Annotated in this window: 21 protein-coding genes; 14 read left to right on the top strand and 7 right to left on the bottom strand. The window is 54.6% G+C overall.

Going from position 1 to position 22264, the window contains the following annotated elements; translation table 11 throughout:
- Positions 1-18 precede the first annotated feature (18 nt).
- The 8 genes from ACO07D_RS09905 to ACO07D_RS09870 all read left to right on the top strand — a co-directional run bounded on the left by ACO07D_RS09905 (position 19) and on the right by ACO07D_RS09870 (position 5849).
- Positions 19-672: a malonic semialdehyde reductase gene (locus ACO07D_RS09905; RefSeq protein ID WP_421702772.1), complete on the top strand. Its 654-nt coding sequence runs from the start codon at positions 19-21 to the stop codon at positions 670-672.
- Between the two features lie 30 nt (positions 673-702).
- Positions 703-1665, top strand: a complete 963-nt coding sequence (locus ACO07D_RS09900; protein ID WP_421702771.1) for a hypothetical protein — start codon at positions 703-705, stop codon at positions 1663-1665.
- A gap of 66 nt (positions 1666-1731) precedes the next feature.
- On the top strand, positions 1732-2007 hold the full coding sequence (locus ACO07D_RS09895) for a GNAT family N-acetyltransferase (protein ID WP_421702770.1): 276 nt from the start codon (positions 1732-1734) through the stop codon (positions 2005-2007).
- A gap of 132 nt (positions 2008-2139) precedes the next feature.
- A complete protein-coding gene (locus ACO07D_RS09890; protein ID WP_421702769.1) occupies positions 2140-2577 on the top strand; it encodes an SRPBCC family protein in 438 nt (145 codons plus the stop codon).
- An 86-nt stretch (positions 2578-2663) separates the two neighbouring features.
- On the top strand, positions 2664-2948 hold the full coding sequence (locus ACO07D_RS09885; RefSeq protein ID WP_421702768.1) for an NmrA family NAD(P)-binding protein: 285 nt from the start codon (positions 2664-2666) through the stop codon (positions 2946-2948).
- On the top strand, positions 2872-3516 hold the full coding sequence (locus ACO07D_RS09880; RefSeq protein ID WP_421702767.1) for an NmrA family NAD(P)-binding protein: 645 nt from the start codon (positions 2872-2874) through the stop codon (positions 3514-3516). Before ACO07D_RS09885 ends, ACO07D_RS09880 begins: the two co-directional genes overlap by 77 nt.
- 649 nt (positions 3517-4165) lie before the next feature.
- The gene (locus tag ACO07D_RS09875; protein ID WP_421702766.1) at positions 4166-4804 is read left to right on the top strand and encodes a hypothetical protein; all 639 of its coding nucleotides are present in this window, start codon (positions 4166-4168) and stop codon (positions 4802-4804) included.
- Positions 4805-4835: 31 nt separating this feature from the next.
- Entirely contained in the window at positions 4836-5849 is a 1014-nt protein-coding gene (locus ACO07D_RS09870; RefSeq protein ID WP_421702765.1) for a hypothetical protein, read from the top strand.
- Between the two features lie 933 nt (positions 5850-6782).
- Here the strand turns inward: ACO07D_RS09870 and ACO07D_RS09865 are convergent.
- A complete protein-coding gene (locus tag ACO07D_RS09865) occupies positions 6783-6998 on the bottom strand; it encodes a hypothetical protein (RefSeq protein WP_421702764.1) in 216 nt (71 codons plus the stop codon).
- A 462-nt stretch (positions 6999-7460) separates the two neighbouring features.
- Between ACO07D_RS09865 and ACO07D_RS09860 the strand changes: the two genes are divergently transcribed.
- Complete coding sequence (locus ACO07D_RS09860) at positions 7461-7640, top strand: hypothetical protein (protein ID WP_421702763.1); 180 nt, start codon at positions 7461-7463, stop codon at positions 7638-7640.
- Positions 7641-7748: 108 nt separating this feature from the next.
- Entirely contained in the window at positions 7749-8021 is a 273-nt protein-coding gene (locus tag ACO07D_RS09855) for a hypothetical protein (protein ID WP_421702762.1), read from the top strand.
- A gap of 472 nt (positions 8022-8493) precedes the next feature.
- On the opposite strand, the gene ACO07D_RS09850 is transcribed toward ACO07D_RS09855, so the two are convergent.
- Positions 8494-8862 carry an XRE family transcriptional regulator gene (locus ACO07D_RS09850; protein WP_421702761.1) on the bottom strand — a complete coding sequence of 123 codons (369 nt, stop codon included), beginning with the start codon at positions 8860-8862 and terminating at the stop codon, positions 8494-8496.
- On the opposite strand from ACO07D_RS09850, the gene ACO07D_RS09845 reads away from it, so the two are divergent.
- The 4 genes from ACO07D_RS09845 (at position 8861) to ACO07D_RS09830 (ending at position 13717) form a co-directional block, all read left to right on the top strand.
- Complete coding sequence (locus ACO07D_RS09845) at positions 8861-10510, top strand: recombinase family protein (RefSeq protein WP_421702760.1); 1650 nt, start codon at positions 8861-8863, stop codon at positions 10508-10510. The genes ACO07D_RS09850 and ACO07D_RS09845 overlap by 2 nt on opposite strands.
- Entirely contained in the window at positions 10507-11409 is a 903-nt protein-coding gene (locus ACO07D_RS09840) for a ParB/RepB/Spo0J family partition protein (protein ID WP_421702759.1), read from the top strand. Before ACO07D_RS09845 ends, ACO07D_RS09840 begins: the two co-directional genes overlap by 4 nt.
- Positions 11406-12305, top strand: a complete 900-nt coding sequence (locus tag ACO07D_RS09835) for a plasmid partitioning protein RepB C-terminal domain-containing protein (RefSeq protein ID WP_421702758.1) — start codon at positions 11406-11408, stop codon at positions 12303-12305. Before ACO07D_RS09840 ends, ACO07D_RS09835 begins: the two co-directional genes overlap by 4 nt.
- 377 nt (positions 12306-12682) lie before the next feature.
- Positions 12683-13717: an IS481 family transposase gene (locus tag ACO07D_RS09830; RefSeq protein ID WP_421705010.1), complete on the top strand. Its 1035-nt coding sequence runs from the start codon at positions 12683-12685 to the stop codon at positions 13715-13717.
- 504 nt (positions 13718-14221) lie between these two features.
- Here the strand turns inward: ACO07D_RS09830 and ACO07D_RS09825 are convergent.
- The 5 genes from ACO07D_RS09825 to ACO07D_RS09805 all read right to left on the bottom strand — a co-directional run bounded on the left by ACO07D_RS09825 (position 14222) and on the right by ACO07D_RS09805 (position 22149).
- On the bottom strand, positions 14222-16471 hold the full coding sequence (locus tag ACO07D_RS09825; protein ID WP_421702757.1) for an ATP-binding protein: 2250 nt from the start codon (positions 16469-16471) through the stop codon (positions 14222-14224).
- 247 nt (positions 16472-16718) lie between these two features.
- A complete protein-coding gene (locus ACO07D_RS09820; RefSeq protein WP_421702756.1) occupies positions 16719-18566 on the bottom strand; it encodes a TniQ family protein in 1848 nt (615 codons plus the stop codon).
- Position 18567: 1 nt separating this feature from the next.
- A complete protein-coding gene (locus ACO07D_RS09815; RefSeq protein WP_421702755.1) occupies positions 18568-19509 on the bottom strand; it encodes an ATP-binding protein in 942 nt (313 codons plus the stop codon).
- Positions 19502-21622, bottom strand: a complete 2121-nt coding sequence (locus tag ACO07D_RS09810; protein WP_421702754.1) for a Mu transposase C-terminal domain-containing protein — start codon at positions 21620-21622, stop codon at positions 19502-19504. Before ACO07D_RS09810 ends, ACO07D_RS09815 begins: the two co-directional genes overlap by 8 nt.
- Complete coding sequence (locus ACO07D_RS09805) at positions 21619-22149, bottom strand: hypothetical protein (RefSeq protein ID WP_421702753.1); 531 nt, start codon at positions 22147-22149, stop codon at positions 21619-21621. Before ACO07D_RS09805 ends, ACO07D_RS09810 begins: the two co-directional genes overlap by 4 nt.
- Positions 22150-22264 lie beyond the last annotated feature (115 nt).

Genomic DNA, 22264 nt, shown 5'->3' with positions numbered 1-22264 from the left:
CAATCAAGGAATTGCGAAATGTCTGAACTTCTTCCTGGTCAAGCCGAAGCCATCGCCGAAGTGAATGCCCTGCGCGAGAAAGTGCAAAAGGCCGATGTCGACACCATGAACCTGATCATGGGGCGGGCGCACACTCATCATGCCTGGACCGACAAGCCGGTTTCGGACGAACTGCTGAAAGAGGCCTATGATCTGGCCAAGATGGGCCCGACCGGCATGAACATCCAGCCGATGCGCATCGTGTTCCTGCGTGACGGCGCCAAGGAACAACGCCTGGTTCCTCTGATGCTGGACAGTAACAAGGCCAAGACCAGCGCCGCACCCGTCACCGCAATCCTGGCCAATGACCAGGCCTTCTTTGAAAAGATGGACCGCATCTTCCCGATCTTCCCGGATGCCGCCGCCATGTTCTCGGGCAATGCCGAAGTTGCGCGTGACAACGCCGAGCGCAATGGCACGCTGCAGGCGGCTTACTTCTTGATGGCCCTGCGGTCTGTCGGCCTGGATGTGGCGCCGATGTCGGGTTTCGACCCGGCGGGCGTGAACAAGGAATTCTTCGACGGCACCAATGTGACCGCCAACTTCATCGTCAACATCGGCTACGGCGACAGCGCCGGTGTTTTCCCCCGCCTTTCCCGTCTCGGTTTCGAAGAGGTTGCACAGATTTTCTGAGGCCATTCTGAAGACAGAAAGGAAAGAACAATGACCGACTATGTAAAGGCCGATGCCACACATATCGACTTCCCGGTGACCAACCGCGAGGAGCGTTTCGAGTGGTGGTATTTCGACGCCCATTTCGACAATGGCGACCACTTCGTTGTGATGTATTCGCTGAACGACACGCGCCTCAAGCCGCGCGAGCCCTCGGTGCGCCTGAACATCTATCCCGAAGGTCAGCCCGACATCTGGAAGATGAAGGTCTATTCCGAGGACGAGGTCACCACCAGCTACGACAAGTGTGACGCGACCTTCGGCGAAGAATATTGCCGCGACATGGGCGATCACCATGAGATCTACACCATGATCGACGGCTATGGGGCCAAGCTGAAGCTGCAAAAGCGCAACCATCCCTTCACCACCGAAGGCGTCGAGTTCCCGCTTCCCTGGACCGTCGCCGTCCCGTCGGGACCCATCGCAGGTGAACTGTACAAGAACGGCGAGACCGTGCAGGTCAAAGGTGTGGGCTATCATGACCACAACTGGGGCACCAAGACCCTCGCCGGGGCCTTCAAGAACTGGTACTGGGGCAAGGTCCACACCACCGACATCTCGATCGACGATGCGATGTTCATGAACAATGACGACAGTGTCGGCATGCCGATCGCGTTGGTCACCGATGCAAACAGCCAGTTGATGACTCCGATCGACCCGCGCGAAGGCGACGGGGCGGTGACCTTCCACGGTGAAGTCAACGACACCATGACCGATGATCAGATGGGGTACACCTTTGCCAAGGAATTCACCCTGAAAGGTGAGAAAGGCGACGTCTCCTTCTCGCTCAACATCAAGCTCGACCACGTCGTGATGGTCGAGAAGGGCGAGCTAATCCCGGGCGAAGACGTCTATCGTTATGTCGGCCAGGAAGAGCTGACCGTCACCCGAAATGGCGAGACCAAGGTCTACACCGAAAGCAGCCTGCACGAGATCGTTTACCTTAAAGCCTGATCTGCAAGGCTCAAACCAACTGGGCACGCATGATCCCGTGCGTGCTCACACATCGGAGGCAAGGACATGAACATCGAACATGAGATTGGGGAAACCAAGGGAAGGTTCCTGACCCATGGTGCTGGCGGTGTAGCGGAGCTTTCGTACTCCATCGCCGGTGAACACATGATCATCATCGACCACACGGATGTTCCCGCCGAGATGAAGGGTCAGGGGATTGGAGATGCCCTGTTCCTGCGCATGGTCGAACACGCGCGCGCGAAAGGCGTCAAGGTCGTTCCCTTGTGTCCCTTTGCGAAATCCCGGTTCGCCAAATACCCCGAAACACGAGATGTGACCTGACCGGTTACGAAGTGCCAGAAATCTGGCTCCGTGTATGCCCCGATCAGTTCCCGAAACGCGCTGGGACCACATCAGCCGGTGACACCTTCATGTGTCCCTGACACCGCAACTTCGCATGAACAGGAAATCCAGATGAGCAAGTTCTCAGTTACCTCTGACGTCATCAACTGCCCGATAGACAAGGCCTTCGACTATGTCAGCAACGTCGATAACCGGCCTGAATGGCAACGCCCACTGGACAAGGTAAACCGCGGTTCCCCGGCGCCCGACGGGGCTGGCACCTTTTGGACCGAAGACTTCAAGATGCTGGGCATGACCCATGTTGCCAGCATGAGCTATACCGAGTTCGACCGCCCCAACGTGTTTGTCGAGGACGCCGATCTGCCCCTGTGCACCGGCCGGATCGACATGATCTTCAAAGAGGTCGACGGGGGCTGCACATTAACCGTGGTGTCGGATGTTAAGTGGAAGGGCCTTTACAAGCTTCTCACCCCGATCCTGGTCGGCACGTTCCGAAAAATGGTTCTGCAGGACCTTCACGACATCAAACGCCTCCTGGAAGCCTCCTGAGCCAGCCCCCTCAACGAAACCTGCCGTTCGTCCGCCCCGCATCTTGCGGCGACGGGATCGGCTCCACCTGATTGAAAAGACAGAAAATGACCAAGACCATCGTTGTAACCGGCGCAACCGGCAACCAGGGTGGCGCAGTTGTGCGTCACCTTTTGAACACAGAGTTCGCAATCAAGGCTGTATCACGCAGCCTGCACAGCCCGGCAGCGCAAAAGCTGCGCGAAATGGGCGTTGAAGTGGTGCAAGGCGATCTGGACAAGCCCGAAACCCTGGGCCCGATCCTGGACGGCGCCCATGGCGTGTTTTTCGGTACAGAACAACTGGACCAGCAGTGTCGAAACCGAGATTGTGCAGGGCAAGGCGCTGGCTGATGCCGCCAAGGCGGCCGGGGTGCAGCACTTCGTCTATTCCTCGGTGGGCGGTGCGGAACGCAACTCCGGCATTCCGCATTTTGACAGCAAGTTCGAGATCGAGCAGCATATCGTCAAACTGGGTCTGTCCTGTACATTCGTGCGCCCGGCCTATTTCATCGCCAACCTGCTGGACGAGGGCCAGATGGGCTTTATCAGCTGGGGCTTGCTGGCCTGGGCCCTGAAAGGGGGCAAGACATTGCAGGTCGTCGATGTCGACGACATCGGTGGTTTTGCCGCGCATTGCTTCTTGAATGCCGATGACGACATGGGCCGGGCGGTCGAGCTGGCTGGCGACGAGCTGACCCACCAGCAGATCAAATCGACCTTTATCAGGGTCATGGGTAAGCCGCCCTTCCACATCACCCTACCTGCCTGGATGTTCAAACCGATGAGCGCCGAGGTCTACACCATGTTCCACTGGTTCAAACTCCACGGCTATCAGGCCGACATTCCCGCGCTCGAGAAAGCCTATCCGCCGCTCAAGAGATACGAACAGGCTTTGCAGGGAATTCGGCAACAGAGGTAGAAGCTACGAAGTTTCCGGGCCGGGGAACTCAGGCGGTTGACATCATGCAGCTCTGGACAGCGGCGATATGGCACGCCTTCAAATTTGTCTCTGAAGCCCCCCATATCAGGTAATACCAAGGGACCTGGACGTTGAACGGGCAATGGCGGACGATTGTCGTTGACCCGCGCAGCAGATATTTCTGGCAGTCGATCAAGGTCCGCTTCGACAGAACGCGTCGCAGCATCTTGAGGCGGCGGTGAAGGTCCGGTTCGGGCCGAACAGAGTTGCATCTAGTTGCCTCAGTTGGCGCGTAGAACCAACATGCATGTACTAGGTGGCTTCTGAAAGTGAGCCTGTAGGTGTTCTTTGCAACGCTTACGATGCAGAGAAGGTCATTGTCGTTGAGCGCGGGCCTCTACGCGCCGACCCTCTGCGGAAGAGGATACTATCCGCCCCACCAACCCAGCCCTCGGCGACAGGCTAACTCCCAGACTTACCTCATTTACTGCAGCGACATACCGCGGAGCTTGCCCAACTCGCCAGCACTCCGAGAAACAACAACACACATTTAGATTGATTGCTTGGCGGGTGCATGGATTACTGAGGGCTACAACCTAGAGCTATCTCTTTAACAAACCCGTTGGCATTTTTTTGGAGAGAAGAAGTAATGCGAGCTTTCTCGAATTTCAGCCTTGTCTGCCTGCTTCTTGTTCTTCTCTCGCTTACCCCTGCGACCGCGCAGTATAGCCAATTCGACCTGAGTGATTACCTGGACCCGCCGATCGACCCGCGAGATACCAAAGCCCTGAACGCAATTGTCGAAAGTCGCCTCGCCTCAAACGCGCCTGTTCTTCCGTGCCTGAGCGATCACCTCTCCGGCCCCTCAGACGCATCCCAGTATCAATCAATCTTTTCGATTTCTTCAACCATGGGATGCGGAAGCAATGGGCACTTAAAAGACACCAAAGCGTTGATCAAGAGCATTGGCTTCCTAGCCTTGGCGCTGGAGTTGAGCGGATCAGGTGTACCCTCATTTGAGGCACAATACCAAATCTTCAACGACGTCGTCGCCCACGGCGTCGATCTGGGTCTGGCAACGCCCTCCATGTCTCTCATCCTCATGAGCCACCCCGATAACACGGATTTCTTCGGTAGCAGAAGCAGCAAGATCCATCGTGCGGCAAGCCTGGCGCTTGCATACCTGGTTGCACCGGACATCCGCGTCAGCCAGAAAAGTGCGTTTTCCCTGATGAATGAAGTGGATTGCAGAGCTTCGTGCGATCAGATCAACACGCATACACCTTGAACAGGAGCTTCGCGACACAAGGGCGGCGATCGTGGAAGCCAGGAAAACGTTGGCTGACGAACGGATAAGGTTGGCAGAGGCCGAAGCGAACCTCAGGCGAGACGAGGACGCTTGGAAGAACGCCGAAGGCGACGCCGATGCGACCCAGGAAGAACGTGTCGCAAAGCAAGATAGCTTCGACAAACGAGATGACGCGCTGAAGGCAAAGCGCAAACAACTGGATGAGGAAGAGAAACGTATCGCCGACACTGAAGCTGCAATTCCGGAACGAGAAGAGGAAATTCGCGCTGCTCAAGCGGCCGAAGAGGCAGCGGCATTGATCGAGGAACGCGAGCGCAAGGAAATGGAGGAAGCGGCGCGGAAACTGGATGCAGGAGAAGAAGTAACCACCTTGGTTGGGGGATGCAGCAACCCCGCTTACGTCATGCGGGAACATCACAAGTGCGTTTTTCGAAACGGCACTTGGGTCGAGGTGTTTGACGAGGCCTCCTTCAACAGGGCGCTATACCTCAGGTACTGCGCCGTTATGCGCCTTGCACCCGGTGCAATCTGTGTCATCCGAGATGGCGCACCGGTGGTTATCTCGCTTGACGAGGCTTTGGAACCCGTCGCGCCCGTCCAGCCCATCGTGAATGGTTGCGCCGCGGTCGAGATCAGCCCGGGGTATATCTGCCGGGAAAGAGGCGGGGAGATCGAGATTGTTCCCGTGTTTGAGATCAGCGACAACACCCCTCCTTTGCTAAATGCCTGTGCGAGCGTCTATGTGGCGCCAGGCTACGAATGTGTGCCCGGAGGGCGATTCGGGTTCACAATCCAACGAATTGATCGATTGGAAGCCATCGACGTGATGGGGGACAACTGGAATCCAACCAACAGCCAGCGTTTCAAGGATCCGTGTGACCCCAGTCTGGATCAGAGTGCGATGCTAAGATGGGCGATGAAAATTGCGGGTCAAGGCCAGCCCCACGGCGCTTCTCGCCCGGTTCCGGAAATGCTTGACGCGCTGCAAACACTCAGGGACTACAGGTCCAGTATTACCCCCTGAGAGACCGTCGTTCTTTCTTGAAAGCGCTGCATACCCAATCTCCGGTGAGCGTCTCATCTACAACGCGCCGATCGTAAGCACGCACTAGATTTCATTCGCAGGAAACCGGGTGGATCCCGTCGCAGTGTCAGAGGTGTGCACCATAAGCCAGGGAAAGCGAACAAAGAAACGGCCGGATCCCCCGGCCGCCTCGTGAAAACTCAAGCGATCAAGATCTCAGAAAGCCTGCAAGATCCTCGGCGGTACAGGTGCTGCCATCTGCGAACTCATAGGTTTCGATGTACTGCCCCATATGGCCGCCGATTGGCGCCTGTCAGAGCAAGTACTGAAGATGACACAGCGGCGCTTGTATTAGCGAATTGGCCGCACTCTGACGGGTGGGTCAGGTTCGTGTGGTGTTCAATTTTGGTGTCAAACGTACAGAATTTTTGCCTTTTGGAACCTCGCACCCAATTGAATTCAATACATATCTTAAATTTGGCACAGTGCTAATGTTACCTTTTCCGTCGACTAAGATTGCCTGCGGAGGAACTCGTGAGAACAGCCTGGCTCCAAGTCGCACTCAACCGAACTAGGAGTTTATCTGACCTGTGATCCTCTGCGCTCACCACAGGGCATGTGGGACCCAGTGGAAACGAAAGCGTCACCCACTAAAACTTTGAACGTTTTGTGCTCCACGATTCACCGGTAGTTCCGTCAGCCTCGCTTCTCTTGAAACGAACGCACGCTATGAACTATGATTTAGACGCGAAAAGTTCGTTCACTCGGACGCCACCTTGATGGAACGGATGGATTTTACCATGCTGGTCGCGTGCTCTTTCCATCCGTTCCTAACTTGAGCGCCCAACACGAAATAATTCCGCGCCAGCTTGTTCGTTCTCTTTATGCCTCGAACAAGATCCGGTGCTGTGGTTCCTCCGCCATAGCAGGGCTTTATGACTTCATTTCAAGAAGCTTGTTTTCGAGCGCCAAGCTCAAGAGCTCCTCAACTTCAGAAAGTCGTATGCCTCGTTCCAGTGTCAGTTCTCGAACTAGCTCTTCAATTCTGGGGTTCTGTGGACCATGCAGAAACCAATCGTTGATCTGGTGTATGTCCGGATGAGAATTCGCACCGGCTATTCGGGCACATTTGTTCTCGTCAGTGCTCATGGGCGGTTCTCCATACCTTCCGCATTGTGCAGAATAGAATAGCCAGTTCCAGGGAGAACCAATGCCAAAACTACTTCCCAAGTGCTAATCAACACAATCGAAATCCAACGTACAACGATGTTACGCTCCCCCTATTGAGCGAAAAGGACAAGCGAACTGTCTCAGTTCAATAGGGCTCAGGCAGATCGATTTCAGAGAACGAAAAGTGTCTTGTATTAATGAGCACGAACTGAGTCTCCGACACGTGCGGATTCGGAAGATGCTGCCAAGAGTTACAACGAAAGCGAGGCGAGCGTCGTCTGTCCTATGGCAAGCAGACGCGATTGTCACAACATGTAGCAGCAATGCGCACAACCATTTAGCGAATATCCGTCAACCATCGCGCGTTAACGTACGATTAACTATGTGTGTTTCTCATGCTGCCACCAACCAGAGTGTGTGTTTCTTGGGGAAGAAAACGGTATGAAGACCAAAGACGCGCTAGCGGGCAAGTCGCTGGAACAGGAATGGGTTGCGGACCTGCAATCTGATTCCGTCAAACCCGGCTCAATTGCCGAAATGATCACACGATTTGCACTGGAGGAGGTCGGCAAACTACCTGCCAACTATCCCAAAGGACGTAAGGAACCGGAGGCAGCATAAACGTCGCAGGCAAAAATCCGCGATCCGCTCTCCGATCCGAGTGCTTGTTAACTGACCATTAACGAATGTGGCCGATTTATGACCCAATGCTAAACGGGGAGTAAACATATGAGCCACCAGCCTGCCGACGCCCAAGCAAAGCTTCAGCAAATCGCGCTGTCTCTGACAAACATCACGTTCGCGATCGACACGATCCTGGACGCGGAAGCCGACGCGATCAGCCCTGCACTGCACCGAGGCTTGAACATGATCCGTGACTACACCGAGGCGAGCTCTGAGCAGATCTATGGCCACGGCGCCCCAAAGCCACCTGTGGATGGCGTGATGAATTTCGGCCAGGTTGCGACAGCGATTGCTGCGTTCAAGTCGATGGCGGCATAGCAGCCATCCATTCGCGCTGAAGAGGAATCTAGCTTAGTCCTATTGGGCGGGATGCAAGTCGCCCAAATTGTGGTTACTTGGGCAAACCTTCTCCCTTTTCTACATCCTACTTGGCTGGGTATTCACTCCGAAAAACCGACGACACTGATCTGCGTGGCGCTCCTCCACCTCTAAGAGAGTGGAAGTCTCTTTCCCCCGGTGTCAATCGGGAGTGTTTTTTTGTCCACATTCACTGATTGGTAAGCATTTTCAACAAATTGTATGGGCATCGAGCGGTCACTAAACTTATCAACATATCCATCAAACTGACCAAACCTGAACATCATACCGCGTGGATGCAGATTCTCGCGCAAACGAAAAAGAAGTGCGTGCCCGGCCCCTGGTCGGGCTATGCATGTCTGATCCCCCACCTCTGTCCGCCAGAACTAGGTCCACGCTCGCGACGTCCAGCTGTTCCGCCAACCACAAGAAGTTACAATGTCGGCCCGCCGCAAATCTCGTCTAACCTGCTCAGAACATTGGCCAACTCCTGCCTAGCAAGCTTGATGCGCTCCGCCAAAAGAACCTCCTGCCTTCCCGCCAATTCCAGAACGACTGCCAAGACGGTATCTGAGTGCCGCATCAGTTCAATCAAGTGTTCACCTGCTGGCCCATAAGAGCCCGATATCCAGTTCTTTGCAGTACGTTCGGTCACATCTGTCCACCTGATAATGGTTTTGGCAGCTCGGCCCGCACCAACCAATTCCTGAGACAGTGCAGCGCTGATTGCCTCTCGATATTCTACCGAAGAAACCGCTCCTTGGCCCGTCCGATGAAATGTGTTGCCCGTTTTGTGAAACATGTTTCCGATCCTCTGCCGCTACAACTATGGAAGGAATCGCGGATCATTTGCGCAGATTTGCGAACTTGAAAAACGGAGGGCCAGAGCATTGAGTTGGCCAAACGACGATTACGACAAGAACAGACGGCGCAATACTGCGGCCCAATATGTTCGAATGTCGACTGAGCATCAGCGCTACTCGACAGAAAACCAGTCGGATGCCATCGCGCGTTACGCAGATGAGCGCGGCTATCGAATTATAAGAACTTACTCGGATGCGGGTAAAAGCGGTTTGCGCATCGAAGGCCGGACCGGTCTGACCCAGCTCATCGAAGACATCGAAGCTGGCCATGCAGATTTCAGGACAGTGCTTGTGTATGACGTAAGCCGCTGGGGCCGTTTCCAAGACGCTGACGAGAGTGCCTACTACGAGTACATCTGCAAGCGGGCTGGCATATCGGTGGAGTACTGCGCTGAGCAGTTTGAAAACGACGGCAGCCCTGTTTCAACTATCGTCAAAGGCGTCAAACGGGCGATGGCCGGCGAATTCAGCAGAGAGCTTTCGCAGAAAGTCTTTGCCGGCCAGAGCCGCCTGATTGAACTCGGTTTCCGCCAGGGCGGCGCGCCTGGCTTCGGCTTGCGGCGCATGCTGATTGATGAAAGCGGACGCCAAAAGGGGATTTTGCAGCGCGGCGAGCACAAGAGTATTCAGACAGACCGTGTGACTCTGGTGCCGGGGCCTGAAGAAGAAGTCGCCATCGTAAATCAGATATTCCGGAACTTCGTGGATCACGGCCAGTCCGAAAAAGAAATCGCAGCAGATCTGAACGCGCGCGGTACCAGAACCGATCTAGGCCGCGAGTGGACGCCGCCGGTCATCCGCCAACTGCTCACCAATGAGAAATACATTGGCAACAACATCTGGAACCGCAATTCCTTCAAGTTGAAGAAGCGCCATGTGCGCAATGAACCGGGCGACTGGGTGCGTGCTGCCGGTGTATTTGAAGCCATCGTTGACGCCGCCCTATTTGCCGCTGCCGGTGCAATTATTGCTTCAAGAGTGCGGCGTTTTTCAGATGAGGAAATGCTGAACGGGCTGCGGGACGCTCTTCAGACCCACGGGTTTCTGTCCGGGATTGTTATAAACGAAGCCCCAGGCTTGCCATCCAGCGGCGCGTACCAAAGCAGGTTCGGCAGCCTCTTGCGCGCCTACAAGCTGGTCGGCTTCACGCCGGATAGGGACTACAGGTACATTGAGATCAACAAGCGGCTCCGCAAAGTCCATTCGAACATCCTGCGTGACGTTGCCGACGGGGTTGAGGCCGCTGGCGGGCATGTTGACCATGACGGAAAAACCGGCCTGCTGACGGTAAACGGAGAGTTTTCCGCATCACTTGTTATTGCCAGGTGCAGACAGACCAGCGCCGGAGCTTTTCGTTGGGTTATCCGCCTGGATACCGGTTTGGTTCCGGACCTTACAATTGTTGCGCGTATGGATCAGGCAAATCACGCAACGCTTGATTTCTACCTGCTGCCGATGTTTGACATTACCCTTCCAAAGCTGCGCTTTTCGGAAAGCAATGGCCTGTCCCTCGACGCCTACCGGTTCGACAATCTCGAACACTTCTTCCGCATGGCTTCGCGTTCTTCGGTTCAGGAGGCTGCATGATGATCGGCACGCAGGAAGAGCACACGGAATTGATTCCGGTCGACGCGGTCACCGTGATCAATCCGCGGGTGCGCAATCAAAAGGTATTCGATGAGATCGTTGCCAATATCGCCGAACTAGGCCTGAAACGGCCAATAACGGTAGCTGCACGCGAGACCGGGCCTGATGAGCAACCTGCCTATGAGCTGGTATGCGGCCAGGGTCGGCTGGAGGCCTTCAAGGCCTTAGGGCAAAAGAAAATTCCTGCTGTCGTTATCACTGCCAGCAGCGAAGATTGCCTTGTCATGAGCCTGGTCGAAAACCTGGCACGAAGGAAGCACCACTCACTGGACCTGCTGAGAGATATCAGGCGCCTCAAGGACAGCGGCTACACCGAACGTGAAATTGCCGGAAAGACGCAGCTCTCAAGAAAATACGTGCATGGCGTCCTCCGGCTGCTTGAGAGCCAAGAACATCGTTTGCTTCGTGCAGTGGAGAGCGGAAAAATCCCGGTCAGTGTTGCCGTTGACATTGCCGAAGCTGATGAAGTCGGCGTGCAGACGGTTCTCAGGCAGGCCTATGAAAAGAACATTCTGCGCGGCAGCCGCCTTATGGCCGCAAAACGTCTCGTCGAGGCCCGACAGCTGCATGGCAAGGGGCGGGCAACAGCTGAAAGAAAGTCGCGAAAGAGCCTGTCTGTCGAAAGCTTGCTCAGAACCTACCAGAACGACGTAGAAAAGAAGAGAATGCTACTGCGCAAAGCGAGCGCAACCCGAAGCGAAATGCTGTTTCTCATGCAGTCACTAAAGGCTCTTCTCTCTGATGAGAATTTCGTCACTCTGCTGCGGGCCGAGGGTTTGGCAAATATTCCGAAAACAATCGCAGACCGCCTGACACGGGCAGAAGGAACTGCGGCATGACACCGAAAGACGAAGTACAGACTGTCGCCGCAGCCTTTGAACGCAAGTTGCTGCATATACCGTTTGCCCAAATCGCACCGCTCTATCTTGTGACGCCTCAGAAGAAAGCCACCGTCAAATTCAAACAGATCGCGACCACCATTCTGGAAACCGGGCTGGTCGAACCTATTGTTGTTGCGCGCGACCGGCAGGATCCGCGTGCCTATACGTTACTGGATGGGCACCTGAGGCTCGAAGTACTGAAAGACCATGGCCAGACGGCAGCAAAATGCCTCGTTTCCACAGATGATGAGGCCTTCACCTACAACAATCGGATCAGCCGCCTAGCAACTATCCAAGAGCATAAAATGATCCTGCGCGCATTGACATTAGGCGTCCCCGAAGACCGTCTGGCGCGGGCTCTCAATATCAACCTTAAAACCCTTCAGGAAAAGAGACGTCTTCTGGACGGGATCTGCGAAGAGGCCGCCGAACTTCTGAAAGACAAGCAGGTTGCCCTTACCAGTTTCCGGATGCTCAAGAAAATGAAGCCGCTGCGCCAGATCGAGGCTGCCAGGCTGATGGTTGCGATGAACAAGTACACGATCAATTACGTACGCTCTCTTTTGGCGGCGACACCTGACAGGCAACTCGTGGCGGAGGCCGCACCGAAGAAAATTAAGGGCATCTCCAGGGAGCAGCTAGACCTCATGGAACGCGAGTCCGCCAATCTTGAGCGCGAGGTCCGCCTCGTCGAGGAAAGCTACGGCACAGATCATCTCGATCTTGTTTTGGCCCGCGGGTATATTTCGAAACTGCTGAGCAATGTGCGGATCGCAAGATACCTGTCGCAGCATCACGAAGAGTTCCTGCCGGAGTTTGAGAAGATAACAGAAACAGGGGCACTTGCGTCTTAAGTCTTGCGGCCGGCGGGCTGCAGCTCGGGGACCCGGACCCATCAAGCGCGGGGACCGCAGGAGACGCCGCACGGAGGGGCGGATCGAGTGCGGCGGTGGGAAGGACGGCGAACCCGTCGGGGCCCATCACGCCGGGCCAAACGCTTGGCAATTTTCAACAGAATGTCTGCGCGCGTCATAATCAAATGTTAGCGCGCGCAGACTGTTTGTCAGTCGGGCGCCAGCCTTGTTCATCAATCAGCTGAATTAGTCTCGATGTGATCTGACACCGCCCCCTTCTCAGCACGCTGAACTGGGGGCGGCGCATCTCTTGAAGGAGATGATGGTTGATCGTTTTGATGGTGGTGCAAACCCAACCGCAAAACGAGGCAACCACAATGCTGAACTCTACTGATAAGATCATCAAACACAAAACCGGTCTGCTGAAACTGGCCGAGGAACTGGGCAACGTCAGCAAAGCCTGCCAGGTGATGGGCTACAGCCGTGACACGTTCTACCGCTATAAATCAGCAGTCGAGGACGGAGGTGTCGAAGCCCTGTTTGAGCGCACCCGGCGCAAGCCTAACTTGGCCAATCGGGTTGACGAGGCGACCGAACAGGCGGTCATCAAATCCGCCACCGATTTCCCGGCCTATGGCCAAGCCCGCACCTCCAACGAGCTGCGCAAACTGGGCATCTTTGTCTCGCCATCCGGCGTCCGGTCGATCTGGCTGCGACATGATCTGGCGAACTTCAAGGCTCGCCTGAAAGCCCTGGAAGCCAAGGTTGCCGAAGAAGGGGGCATCCTGACCGAGGCTCAGGTGCAGGCCTTAGAAAAGAAGAAACTGGACGACGAAGCCTGCGGCGAGATCGAGACTGCTCACCCCGGTTATCTGGGGTCACAGGATACGTTCTATGTCGGCACGCTGAAGGGCGTCGGGCGGGTCTACCAGCAGACCTATGTCGACACCTATTGCAAGGTCGCCCATGCCAAGCTCTATACGACCAAAACCCCGATCACTGCCGCTGATCTGCTGAATGATCGCGTCCTGCCATTCCACGATGAACACGACCTGCCGGTGCTGCGGATCATGACGGACCGGGGCACGGAATACTGCGGCCGGGCCGACAAGCACGACTACCAGCTCTTCCTGGCCATCAATGACATCGACCACACCAAGACCAAGGTGAAATCGCCCCAGACCAACGGCATCTGCGAGCGGTTCCACAAGACCATTTTGCAGGAGTTCTATCAGGTCGCGTTCCGCAAAAAGCTCTACGACAGCATCGGTGCGCTGCAAACGGACCTCGACGAATGGCTGCATAACTACAACCACCAACGCACTCATCAGGGCAAAATGTGTTGCGGCAGAACGCCGTTCCAGACCATGATTGAAGGCAAGCAGATCTGGAAGGAAAAGTTCGTGAACTGAACTTGGCCTGACAGACGCCGCCGGAAAAACGGCCAACTGTCAGATCACATCTGAACCACTACAAATCAGCATCAGCAGATGTTCATCAACAGGCCCGTCGTCATCCATTGGATCAGGTTTACCTAAAATCCGCAGAAGCTTCCGCTACCACAATAACGGGTTGTTTTCTTTTCGACCCGAAGCTGATCGTCCAATGCTTGCGTGAGGTGGTGACATGCTTGACTGTTTTGATGGTGAGGAAACGGCTCTACGCCGCCAATTACTCTTTCGACTATTAAGAGAGTTTGATTTTGACCGGCCAGTTTTCAAACATGAACAAATCTCCGAACCGGTTTCGAATGACCTGCTCTCAGCACAAGCAGATACCTTCGTGTTTTTGTTTGAGCCCGAAACTCGGTAGAGGGGAGAACATTTCCAATTGGGGCAGAATCTATCCTAAACTGGCCGCGCTCTCGCCCTGGCAGGAGATAGAAACCTAAGCTGAAGCTATGGCAGTTCGGTGCATCAATTGACAAAGCCTTTTTCGGCAATCGTCTCCACCCGAAGTTTCATAGCTTGGCGCAGAACTGCAACCAAATCTGGTGCACGGAACGGTTTATCAAGTATCGGCGTGCCCTCCATCTCTGGAAAACCCGCATCCGTCGGTGAAATTGAGTAACCGCTCATCATGACGCAAACAAGGTCAGGCTGAAGTGCCTCCAGTTCGAACTTCACCTGCCATCCATTAGCTTCGGGCATTGTGATATCCACTAGGGCGCAATCAAATGGACCGAAATGGCACAGCGCACTTTTGGCTGTCTCCAAACCTTCAGCCAAAGTCACGTTAAAATTTTGAAGCTTTAGCAGAGCTTCGACCGTTGCTCTCAGGATCGGCTCATCATCGACGACCAAGATCTTTCGGACGTCGCCCGGGTGGGTACTCGCCCCAGCTTTTGGCGTCTCTCGATCATTTGTTTGACGCGGCCTACTGTTCAAAGGGAATGCAACGCGAAAACAGGTCCCCTGATTTTCCCTCGACTCTAAGGAAATGGCTGCGTTATGTCGCCTTACGGTACCAACGACCATCGCCATTCCTAGACCTTTGCCTTCATCTTTCGTCGTGAAGTACGGATCGAAAACTCGCGTTGCGATCTCACTGTTCATTCCAATCCCCTGATCGCAAACCTCCAGGAGCACGCACTCAGTTATTACTTTTCCTGGGCTCACAACGAATTGGTCTTGCTCTTCCCGCGTTAGATGGTGGCACCTGCCTCGAATACTTACAGCACCTTCACGCCCCTGCATCGCCTCAATCGCATTCAGGATCAGGTTCATGAGCATTTGGGAGATTTGCGCATGATCTGCGAGAATTGGCAGTGGCCCCTCAGGAAAGTCCAGACTGAACTCACGAGAGGCTTTTTCTAAGGGTAACAGCCGAATGACCTCTTCAACGACCATCTTCAGATCCAGATACCGCATTTCTGGCGAGGGAGACCCTTTTGCATAGGTCAGTAGCTGCCCAACCAACTCTGAAGACGTATCGAGGCAACTGCTGATAGTTTTGAGGTTTTCGGCCACGGGATGGCTCTCCCTCAGGCCATGCATTGCCAGTTCCGTCTGGCCAATCATCGTAGACAGCAAGTTGTTGAAGTCATGGGAGACACTCCCAGCCAGAAGCCCAAGGCTCTCATTCTTTTTCTTTACAAAAAGAGCTGCCTCGGCTTCGCGATGCCTTTGCTCCGAGCGATGCCGCTGAAGCTCAACCTCAATCCGATCTGTGAGGACGTTTACCAAATCTGTGTCTGCTATTCGAGAGGACATGTTTCGATCACTCTGAACAGCCACGTGGCCAATGAGCTGACCCTGCTTGTCATGGACCGCGACGCCTAGGTAGGATTCAAGCCCGAGCTCCTTGAAATGCGCTTGGTTGGGGAAGAGCCTCCATAGCCTTGTCTCCACCACGGCTTTCTTCTGGCCCAGGAGCATTTTGCAAGGGGTCTCCGAATAGGGAACCAATGCTCCCTCGACGTCATCAATGATCTCGCCCCCTTGACAATAGGAGAGGATCCGAAAGTGGTCCGGCCTTTCTTCGCTGCACTCCGCGATGAACGCGACCTTCGCAGTTAATGCTGACTGGATGTTTTCTGCCAACACCCGAAAGACATCATCCTTGCCTAGGTCACTTCCGGTAATGGCCAGGGCTCTTAGTGTCGAATGGCTCGATGCCGCTTCGAGAGTATGCGAAAGACGGGCCGCAAACTCCGAGAACACTTCGATCGCCTTGTTGGTCGTGTGATTTCCTATTCCACGCTTCCAGCTTGCCTGAACAAGGCCAATGACGTTCCCGCCGGCGTTCTTGAGGGGGTAACCAACATAGCTGTGAAAGCCGAGTTCTTCAAACAGCTCATCATCGGGGTAAAGTCGCTGAAGGTCACATTGAACAACTCTTTGCTGACCAGAGGTAACCACATCGTGGCAGGGGGCGATGCACGTCTCATACTCGAAACCTGCGAGATCCATTTCAGAACAATGGCTTGCAAGAACTGTTACCCGCTCAGTGTCCGCTAGCCGTAGAGCACCGACCGTCAGCAGCTCTGCTTCAAGGTATTGGGCCGCAAAAATAACGAACTCCTCCAGGAATTCGGTTCCAAAAACAGCGGCAATCTGTGCCTTTCCCAAGAGGTAGGTTTCACAATGCCTAAGGTCGTCGGGCCTGGTCCCCATTTCTTTTATTTTTTCGCTCGTAAGTGTGTTTCGTTCCGCGGTCAGCAACACTCAACTCATCAAGCACAACGTCGGATACAACCAGAAGCTGCCCAACCACACGCAAGCATTCCTTAGCGGCCACGGTCAACCCTGCACGCGAGGTTTCTGAAGTCGAATGACACATAATCTGATTAGAGCGGCAAGAAATGTCCTTGTCACTCGTTCGATTCGAGCTTCTAGGGGCATGGCAAGAAGTAGCTTTACAAAAAACTTAAGCCGCCGCCGACTAAGACACAGTCGACGGCGGCTCCTAGTTTCACCTAGCCCTTCGCAAGATTTCGAGTTCTTCTATTGGATCCTCAGGTAAGTCCGCCCACCTATAGATTCTACGCAAACCATCACCTTCAACGACAGGTTTAAGCTTCAGCCGCTCAAGATCAATCACTCGAAGGTTGGAAAACTCGGGATCCTTTTGCCGAAGCATCCCAAGGGAAAAGTAATCGCGCTCAAAGTTCGCCAACGATGCAGGTACAATCAGGTCATTAGTTACGCGTGAAACCGAGCTTCTCACCCGGTGATACTCAAGCAAGCCTTCCTCTCGCAATCTGCGAAGTGTTGCATTGGTGACTAGTAGCCTGCGGCTGACCTCAGTATTGGTGTAACCATTCCGAACTCTGGTTGGGAGCGCCTCTCTCAACTCGGCCTCCCAAAGCAGCAACTTCTTCAGCTGAAAACCTTCACCCAACCGCCCCATGGGTTTCAGTCTGCCATCGAGGACCAGCTTCATGATCTCAGGCACACTGCATTTCACGATCCGCGTGGCACACGGGAGAGTGTGTGCTCCTTCTGGAGCAACATGATGGATTGTGGTGCCCGAAAAGACCTTAGCAAGAAGTTCGGCAAGAAATTCCGCGTCAAACCCTTTCCGTTCCCAACGCCCTTTACCTGTCAAAGGTTGTAGAACCCCTTCACGATGCAATTCTCTGAACATGGTTTCAGTCGCGCCTAAGAAAGTCGCAGCTTCGTCCCTACTCAAAAAGCGGCGCTTCTCACTCTTCAGATCTTCCACGAGTTCAACCGTCAACGGACGATCCAGGACGAAGAGCCCCTCTCTATCCCGATAGCCAATATTTTTCTCTAACAACATTTCCTCCACTAGCTCACGCCGAATTTTCGCCTCTCGACATGCAGATCGCATGGAGTGGATGCGCCTTTCATCCAGCGGTTTGCCAAATACGAGCGCACCTTTCTCCAAGGGATACTTCTCGATCACATATTCGCGCATAAGCTCCCGCATTGGCTCGAGATCGGGGTGGTAGTCGCTCTTGCGCCGTAACAAACGTTGTAACTCGCCATATTGCGGCCCGGGCTGATGACCACGTTTCCGGACCTCTCCAGCGGTAAACCTTGCCAAGGCAGAAACTGTTTGCTCCTTTCCGCCATGCAAAAGGTGGAAGCCGCGCAAGGTGGCTTTCCGGAGCTCGTCTCGCGAAAGGTTGCTTCGCCGCTTTTGTTTTCCATGCAAAAGAGTGATCCCGAGGGCTTCAGCACACCTCCAGAGGGCGGGGATACCCATCCCATCACACCAAGCACCGGTCAGGTTGCCGTAGATACGGTCCGTAAGATAACGATCAAACTCATCGGGCTCTTCCTGACAACTCGCAGCTTGTAGTTGCGCCCAGTGTTTCTGAATGATCACCGTAACATCCAGGCGCGCCGGGCCGTTGTTCTTCTTACCGATCGTGATTAGCCTTTCGCTGTGGATAGTACACCGTTCGATTATTGGGATCTGCCAATGCAGGTGATGCACGATGCCCCAAGTAGCTGTCGAAGCCTCGCTTTGCTCCAACACACACTTTGGACAAACACGGACTTCGCCTCGATTGAGTGTGTCCGTGTCCATGGGCTCTGATCCGAGCAGATATTTCATGGTCGTCGTTTTCGTGATGGTGCTGCTGCGAAATGCGTCTTCCGAAAGTCCGGCCAAACGGCAAAGATACCGAATGGCCTCACTGTCTCCGCGGGAAACAGCCCCTAGGTCGACACCCACGTCCTTGCAAAAGGCATCGATGCGGTCGCTGAAATTTCTAGCGGCCAATCGCGAGAGGTAAGATGTCGGGGTTTCAAATGGTGATACAGCAAGTGTCAAACCGAGCCTGTCCATCTCACACCACCCCTGCCAACAGTTTGCGACAGTCAATCCTCTCGAAGTCCGCTACAACGAACGGGTTGAGGCCATCTAGGCAGCCCGACTTCGTCGAGAATGATGATCGGAAATTCGCAATGCCCAGCTCAGAACTCCCCTGGCGCAGTGCATTCTCAATGGCCAAAATCGTGTATTCGATCATCAAGCCGAACTCCCCGTCTGCGGCTTGAATCAAACGTGCGGCGAAGCTTGGAGTGAGCAAATCATCGCAAACAGGCAACTCTGCGTGTTGTGAGTAGTAGGAGACCGTACACAGGACTTGCTCCGTGTCTTGCACTGCATTCAGCGACGGAAACTCTATTGGGAAAAATCTCCTGGCCAATTGCGGATCATGGTTCAGCATCTCCTTCAGAGCAGGCATACCCGACAAAATCATACCGACGGGCCATTGTTGGTTCTGCATTAGGGATTTGAGTGTGTTGATCACAGACTGCATCTCTCGTGGGGTTTGGTGCGAAGCGAGATCCTGCGCCTCATCAAGATGCAGGAACAGAGTTCGTCGCGCCCGCAGGTGGTCTTTGAACATGTCCCAAATGATGTGCGAAGTCTTGTCCCTGCGCAGCGGATACCCGATTGCCTGCAGCCCTGTTTGACCGACAAACTTCAGCGTGGCAGGAGAGGGAACAGGAAAGCTAAGGACCTCACATGAAGTCCCTTCTCGGTTCTCATTAAGAGGTGAATCCAAACTTCGAATGAGTCGCTTCACCGCCGTCGTCTTTCCCGACCCCGAGGATCCAATGAGAGCGATACCGCGAGCTTCATTTGTGACCCCTGCTGCCAACTCTGCGCGCCGGTGTTCAAGCAGCTGATGGAACCGCTTGTGCAAATCGAAATAGGCTGGGTTATCGGCAAAGATACAACGCAATGCCAGGATCTGCTGCGAAACGGATTTATTAGTCATGGTGGAATCCCCAGGTTTTACGTTGTGTGTTGGGAGTGTCGTTGGTCTGTGAGTTTTCGTCGGGCAAGGACACTGAGATTGAGTCACCGAGCAGCCCCTTACCCACCGGAGCATCCTTTACGGGCGCTTGCGCACGCTCGGGCTTAATTGAGAGAGACATGAACAGATCTCGTTCCGCACGCTCGAGGTCCTCAGGCGTTGCAGAGACCGGCGAAAGCCGACGCAATGCCATCGCATCTGCATTGATTTTCCGGATTTTCGCGCGAGCCCGGCGGACAACGTCTTCCACCAACTCGGCCTCTCTCTTGTGCTTCAAGCGAAGTTGCCGAACGATGCTTTGCCACTCATCAAGCGAAAGCCCCCACACCGCTGAAGAGACCGCTTTTGCGGAGAACCACTCACCGTTCAGAAAAACGGTAACATGGGTAAGGTCGTGGGGGTTAATGCGTACTTCAACCGGCTTAGTGGTGCCTTCTATGTGGGCATCTTCAATTTCAGGAGAGAGGTAGTTTATGCCGAAAGCCCGCACACCGTGCCGGCCAACCTTCCTTTGAACTGGCACACCAAAGACCGAACACCAGGTTGTGGCGTCAGGCGGAGGGGAAACCCCCTCCGCCTTTGCCAAGCGAGCCCAGGCATTTGCCGGCGTCTCCCCAGCGAGGCCTTCGTGCGACGTGTTGTGGTAGATATCCACGATGAAGAGCGTGAACAGCTTGACGAGATCCATGTCTGTTAGGGCCGCCCTTGTTTCGCCAGGATAGTCTCCGCGCTCCTGAGGGTTGGAAAAGGACCGACCTGTAAGCTCAGGCATTAACTGGGACGCAAAGGTACCGAATACTCTTTCAACATGTCCCCTGAGTTCGGGGAACCCAGCGAGAGGTGCGACTCGATTGCATCCCAAATCTGTGACCGCCATCCGGTAGTCATCCGCGATAAACGCGGAACCGGTGTCGGTGGAGAGGGATCCAACCCCCCCAAAGAAGTGCCAACCGCTTTCGCACCCCGCAGCCTCAGCCAGTGGCGTCTTGTCCATGGTTATCAGAGACAGGGTGGAAATCGCGTCGACCGCAGAAGGAGCCTTTGCGATCCGGAAACCCAGAATGCACCGTGTTGCCACATCGATAGCAAGATAGATCCAGCGTCGTCCGACCTCATACTCTACGAGCTCATCATCGGGGACCCCATCCAAAAGCCCGGCGTCGTCCAGAAGGGAGTAAACATCAACCTTCCACTCATCCATTTGCACCCATTGCAGCGGATGGCTGATTGCCAGACCATTTTCATAGAACCCCATCTCACGCCTTGCAGCGGCCGCACCATACCTCGCGGCTTTCCGCTGGAACTTGCCAAACCTATTGATGCGACGGTTGATTTCAGAGGCCGATGGAATGTCCAGTTCATGCAGCCCGTCGCTCTGCCGGCGTTCGTTCTCCTCCTTGAAGCGATCGCGTGTGTCTCGCACCACTTTTGCAACAGTCGCTCGCCCCTCCGCCATATAGTCCCAAATGCACTGGTTCAGGAGCTTAACAACCTCACGGGAGAATTTGGTCGCGTAGCTGTCCTTGGAGCGCTGCTTTCGAAGCAAGGAGAGCGGGCAGTACCCGGACCGCTCATACAGACGGACCCAAGTGAGGAGCGCTCGAGGGCACGGCATCATTCGTGTGACGATTTCACTGCCAGCCTGACCTGATACTCCAAGCAACTGAGATCGTGCACATTGTTCATCAACGCGCTGTTTCAGAACTGGCAGGAGTGCCTTGATCGAGTCTTCTGTGCGGTTGACCTCTCCTTGTTGCTCAGCAACCAAGAACACTTGGCATACTGTTTCCTTCCACAGCGCTTTTTCCCTGGATTTTTTTGGGACCGCAGACATGTATTTCTGCCCACTTCGCAATCGACGTACGGCGCGCTGCTCTGAAAAGAACCCCCTTTTCAACCTAGTGTCCGGGGTCGCCAAGAGCTCGACGATTTCATTATGGGTGAATGACCGAATGACACTCGGGTGGTCAACTTGCTGTAGGACCAGGCCGTGGCCGGATTGCTCTCGGATCAGGTAATCCGCGTTGTTAATCGAAATTGCATCGGTGGGATCGAAGCGAATACGTGGACTCATTGTGCGCCTCCCACAATAATCCGAGTTTGAGGTGTGATATCGCCAGCATCCAACACACGCGCCACGCCTGAGTAGATCAATCGAAATGCTGCTCGAAATCCACGACCGTCCAGCCCCGTGGAGGAAGCCAAATCGCCAATAGTTACCTCGGCTCCGAGGTCCGTGAGCTTATCCGCAACGATTTGATCAGCTTCCTGATCCGGGTGACGCCGGAAGTCATGCAACCGTTCAGCGTTTCGCGCCTCGGAGGCAGTGAATGAACGGTCTGTCACAAGCGCAACATCGTCGGCAAAGTTCAATGGAGTCGACGCTCGGATGAGCTCGAGTTCTTGACGAAAGCCGGTGGCCTCAACAACCGCTGCTGGCTTGATTGCGACGGCCGTCTTGCTGCCGTCACGTTTCGTTAGAAGAAAGTCGTAGAACGCCCAAGTAGGGCGTCGCTCAGCATCGAGATAGCGAATTCTGGGCGGCTGCTCCCATAAATCCCAGGCATCAATCATCGCCATTAGGAGAAAGAGAACTTTCATCTCCAGGATACTCTCGTACCCGACTATTCTGGGATGCTCCCAAGCGGGCAGTTTGCATGAAACTGCTCCTCGCCCACTTCCACGCGAGCGAGCCGAAATTCTCCGCGTTGCCCGG

Source organism: Aliiroseovarius sp., assembly GCF_965228805.1.
Classification (GTDB): Bacteria; Pseudomonadota; Alphaproteobacteria; order Rhodobacterales; family Rhodobacteraceae; genus JASBTN01.
The sequence above is the reverse complement of the archived record's forward strand: the minus strand, read 5'-3'. Positions and strand labels throughout refer to the sequence as shown.

Coding starts and splice junctions, on each gene's coding strand:
- ACO07D_RS09840 (WP_421702759.1), top strand. CDS start 10,507: ATGATGATCGGCACGCAGGAAGAGCACACGGAATTGATTCCGGTCGAC.
- ACO07D_RS09850 (WP_421702761.1), bottom strand. CDS start 8,862: ATGTTTCACAAAACGGGCAACACATTTCATCGGACGGGCCAAGGAGCG.
- ACO07D_RS09855 (WP_421702762.1), top strand. CDS start 7,749: ATGAGCCACCAGCCTGCCGACGCCCAAGCAAAGCTTCAGCAAATCGCG.
- ACO07D_RS09815 (WP_421702755.1), bottom strand. CDS start 19,509: ATGACTAATAAATCCGTTTCGCAGCAGATCCTGGCATTGCGTTGTATC.
- ACO07D_RS09880 (WP_421702767.1), top strand. CDS start 2,872: ATGGCGTGTTTTTCGGTACAGAACAACTGGACCAGCAGTGTCGAAACC.
- ACO07D_RS09875 (WP_421702766.1), top strand. CDS start 4,166: ATGCGAGCTTTCTCGAATTTCAGCCTTGTCTGCCTGCTTCTTGTTCTT.
- ACO07D_RS09895 (WP_421702770.1), top strand. CDS start 1,732: ATGAACATCGAACATGAGATTGGGGAAACCAAGGGAAGGTTCCTGACC.
- ACO07D_RS09885 (WP_421702768.1), top strand. CDS start 2,664: ATGACCAAGACCATCGTTGTAACCGGCGCAACCGGCAACCAGGGTGGC.
- ACO07D_RS09820 (WP_421702756.1), bottom strand. CDS start 18,566: ATGGACAGGCTCGGTTTGACACTTGCTGTATCACCATTTGAAACCCCG.
- ACO07D_RS09890 (WP_421702769.1), top strand. CDS start 2,140: ATGAGCAAGTTCTCAGTTACCTCTGACGTCATCAACTGCCCGATAGAC.
- ACO07D_RS09900 (WP_421702771.1), top strand. CDS start 703: ATGACCGACTATGTAAAGGCCGATGCCACACATATCGACTTCCCGGTG.
- ACO07D_RS09810 (WP_421702754.1), bottom strand. CDS start 21,622: ATGAGTCCACGTATTCGCTTCGATCCCACCGATGCAATTTCGATTAAC.
- ACO07D_RS09845 (WP_421702760.1), top strand. CDS start 8,861: ATGTTTCCGATCCTCTGCCGCTACAACTATGGAAGGAATCGCGGATCA.
- ACO07D_RS09905 (WP_421702772.1), top strand. CDS start 19: ATGTCTGAACTTCTTCCTGGTCAAGCCGAAGCCATCGCCGAAGTGAAT.
- ACO07D_RS09830 (WP_421705010.1), top strand. CDS start 12,683: ATGCTGAACTCTACTGATAAGATCATCAAACACAAAACCGGTCTGCTG.
- ACO07D_RS09835 (WP_421702758.1), top strand. CDS start 11,406: ATGACACCGAAAGACGAAGTACAGACTGTCGCCGCAGCCTTTGAACGC.
- ACO07D_RS09860 (WP_421702763.1), top strand. CDS start 7,461: ATGAAGACCAAAGACGCGCTAGCGGGCAAGTCGCTGGAACAGGAATGG.
- ACO07D_RS09865 (WP_421702764.1), bottom strand. CDS start 6,998: ATGAGCACTGACGAGAACAAATGTGCCCGAATAGCCGGTGCGAATTCT.
- ACO07D_RS09805 (WP_421702753.1), bottom strand. CDS start 22,149: ATGAAAGTTCTCTTTCTCCTAATGGCGATGATTGATGCCTGGGATTTA.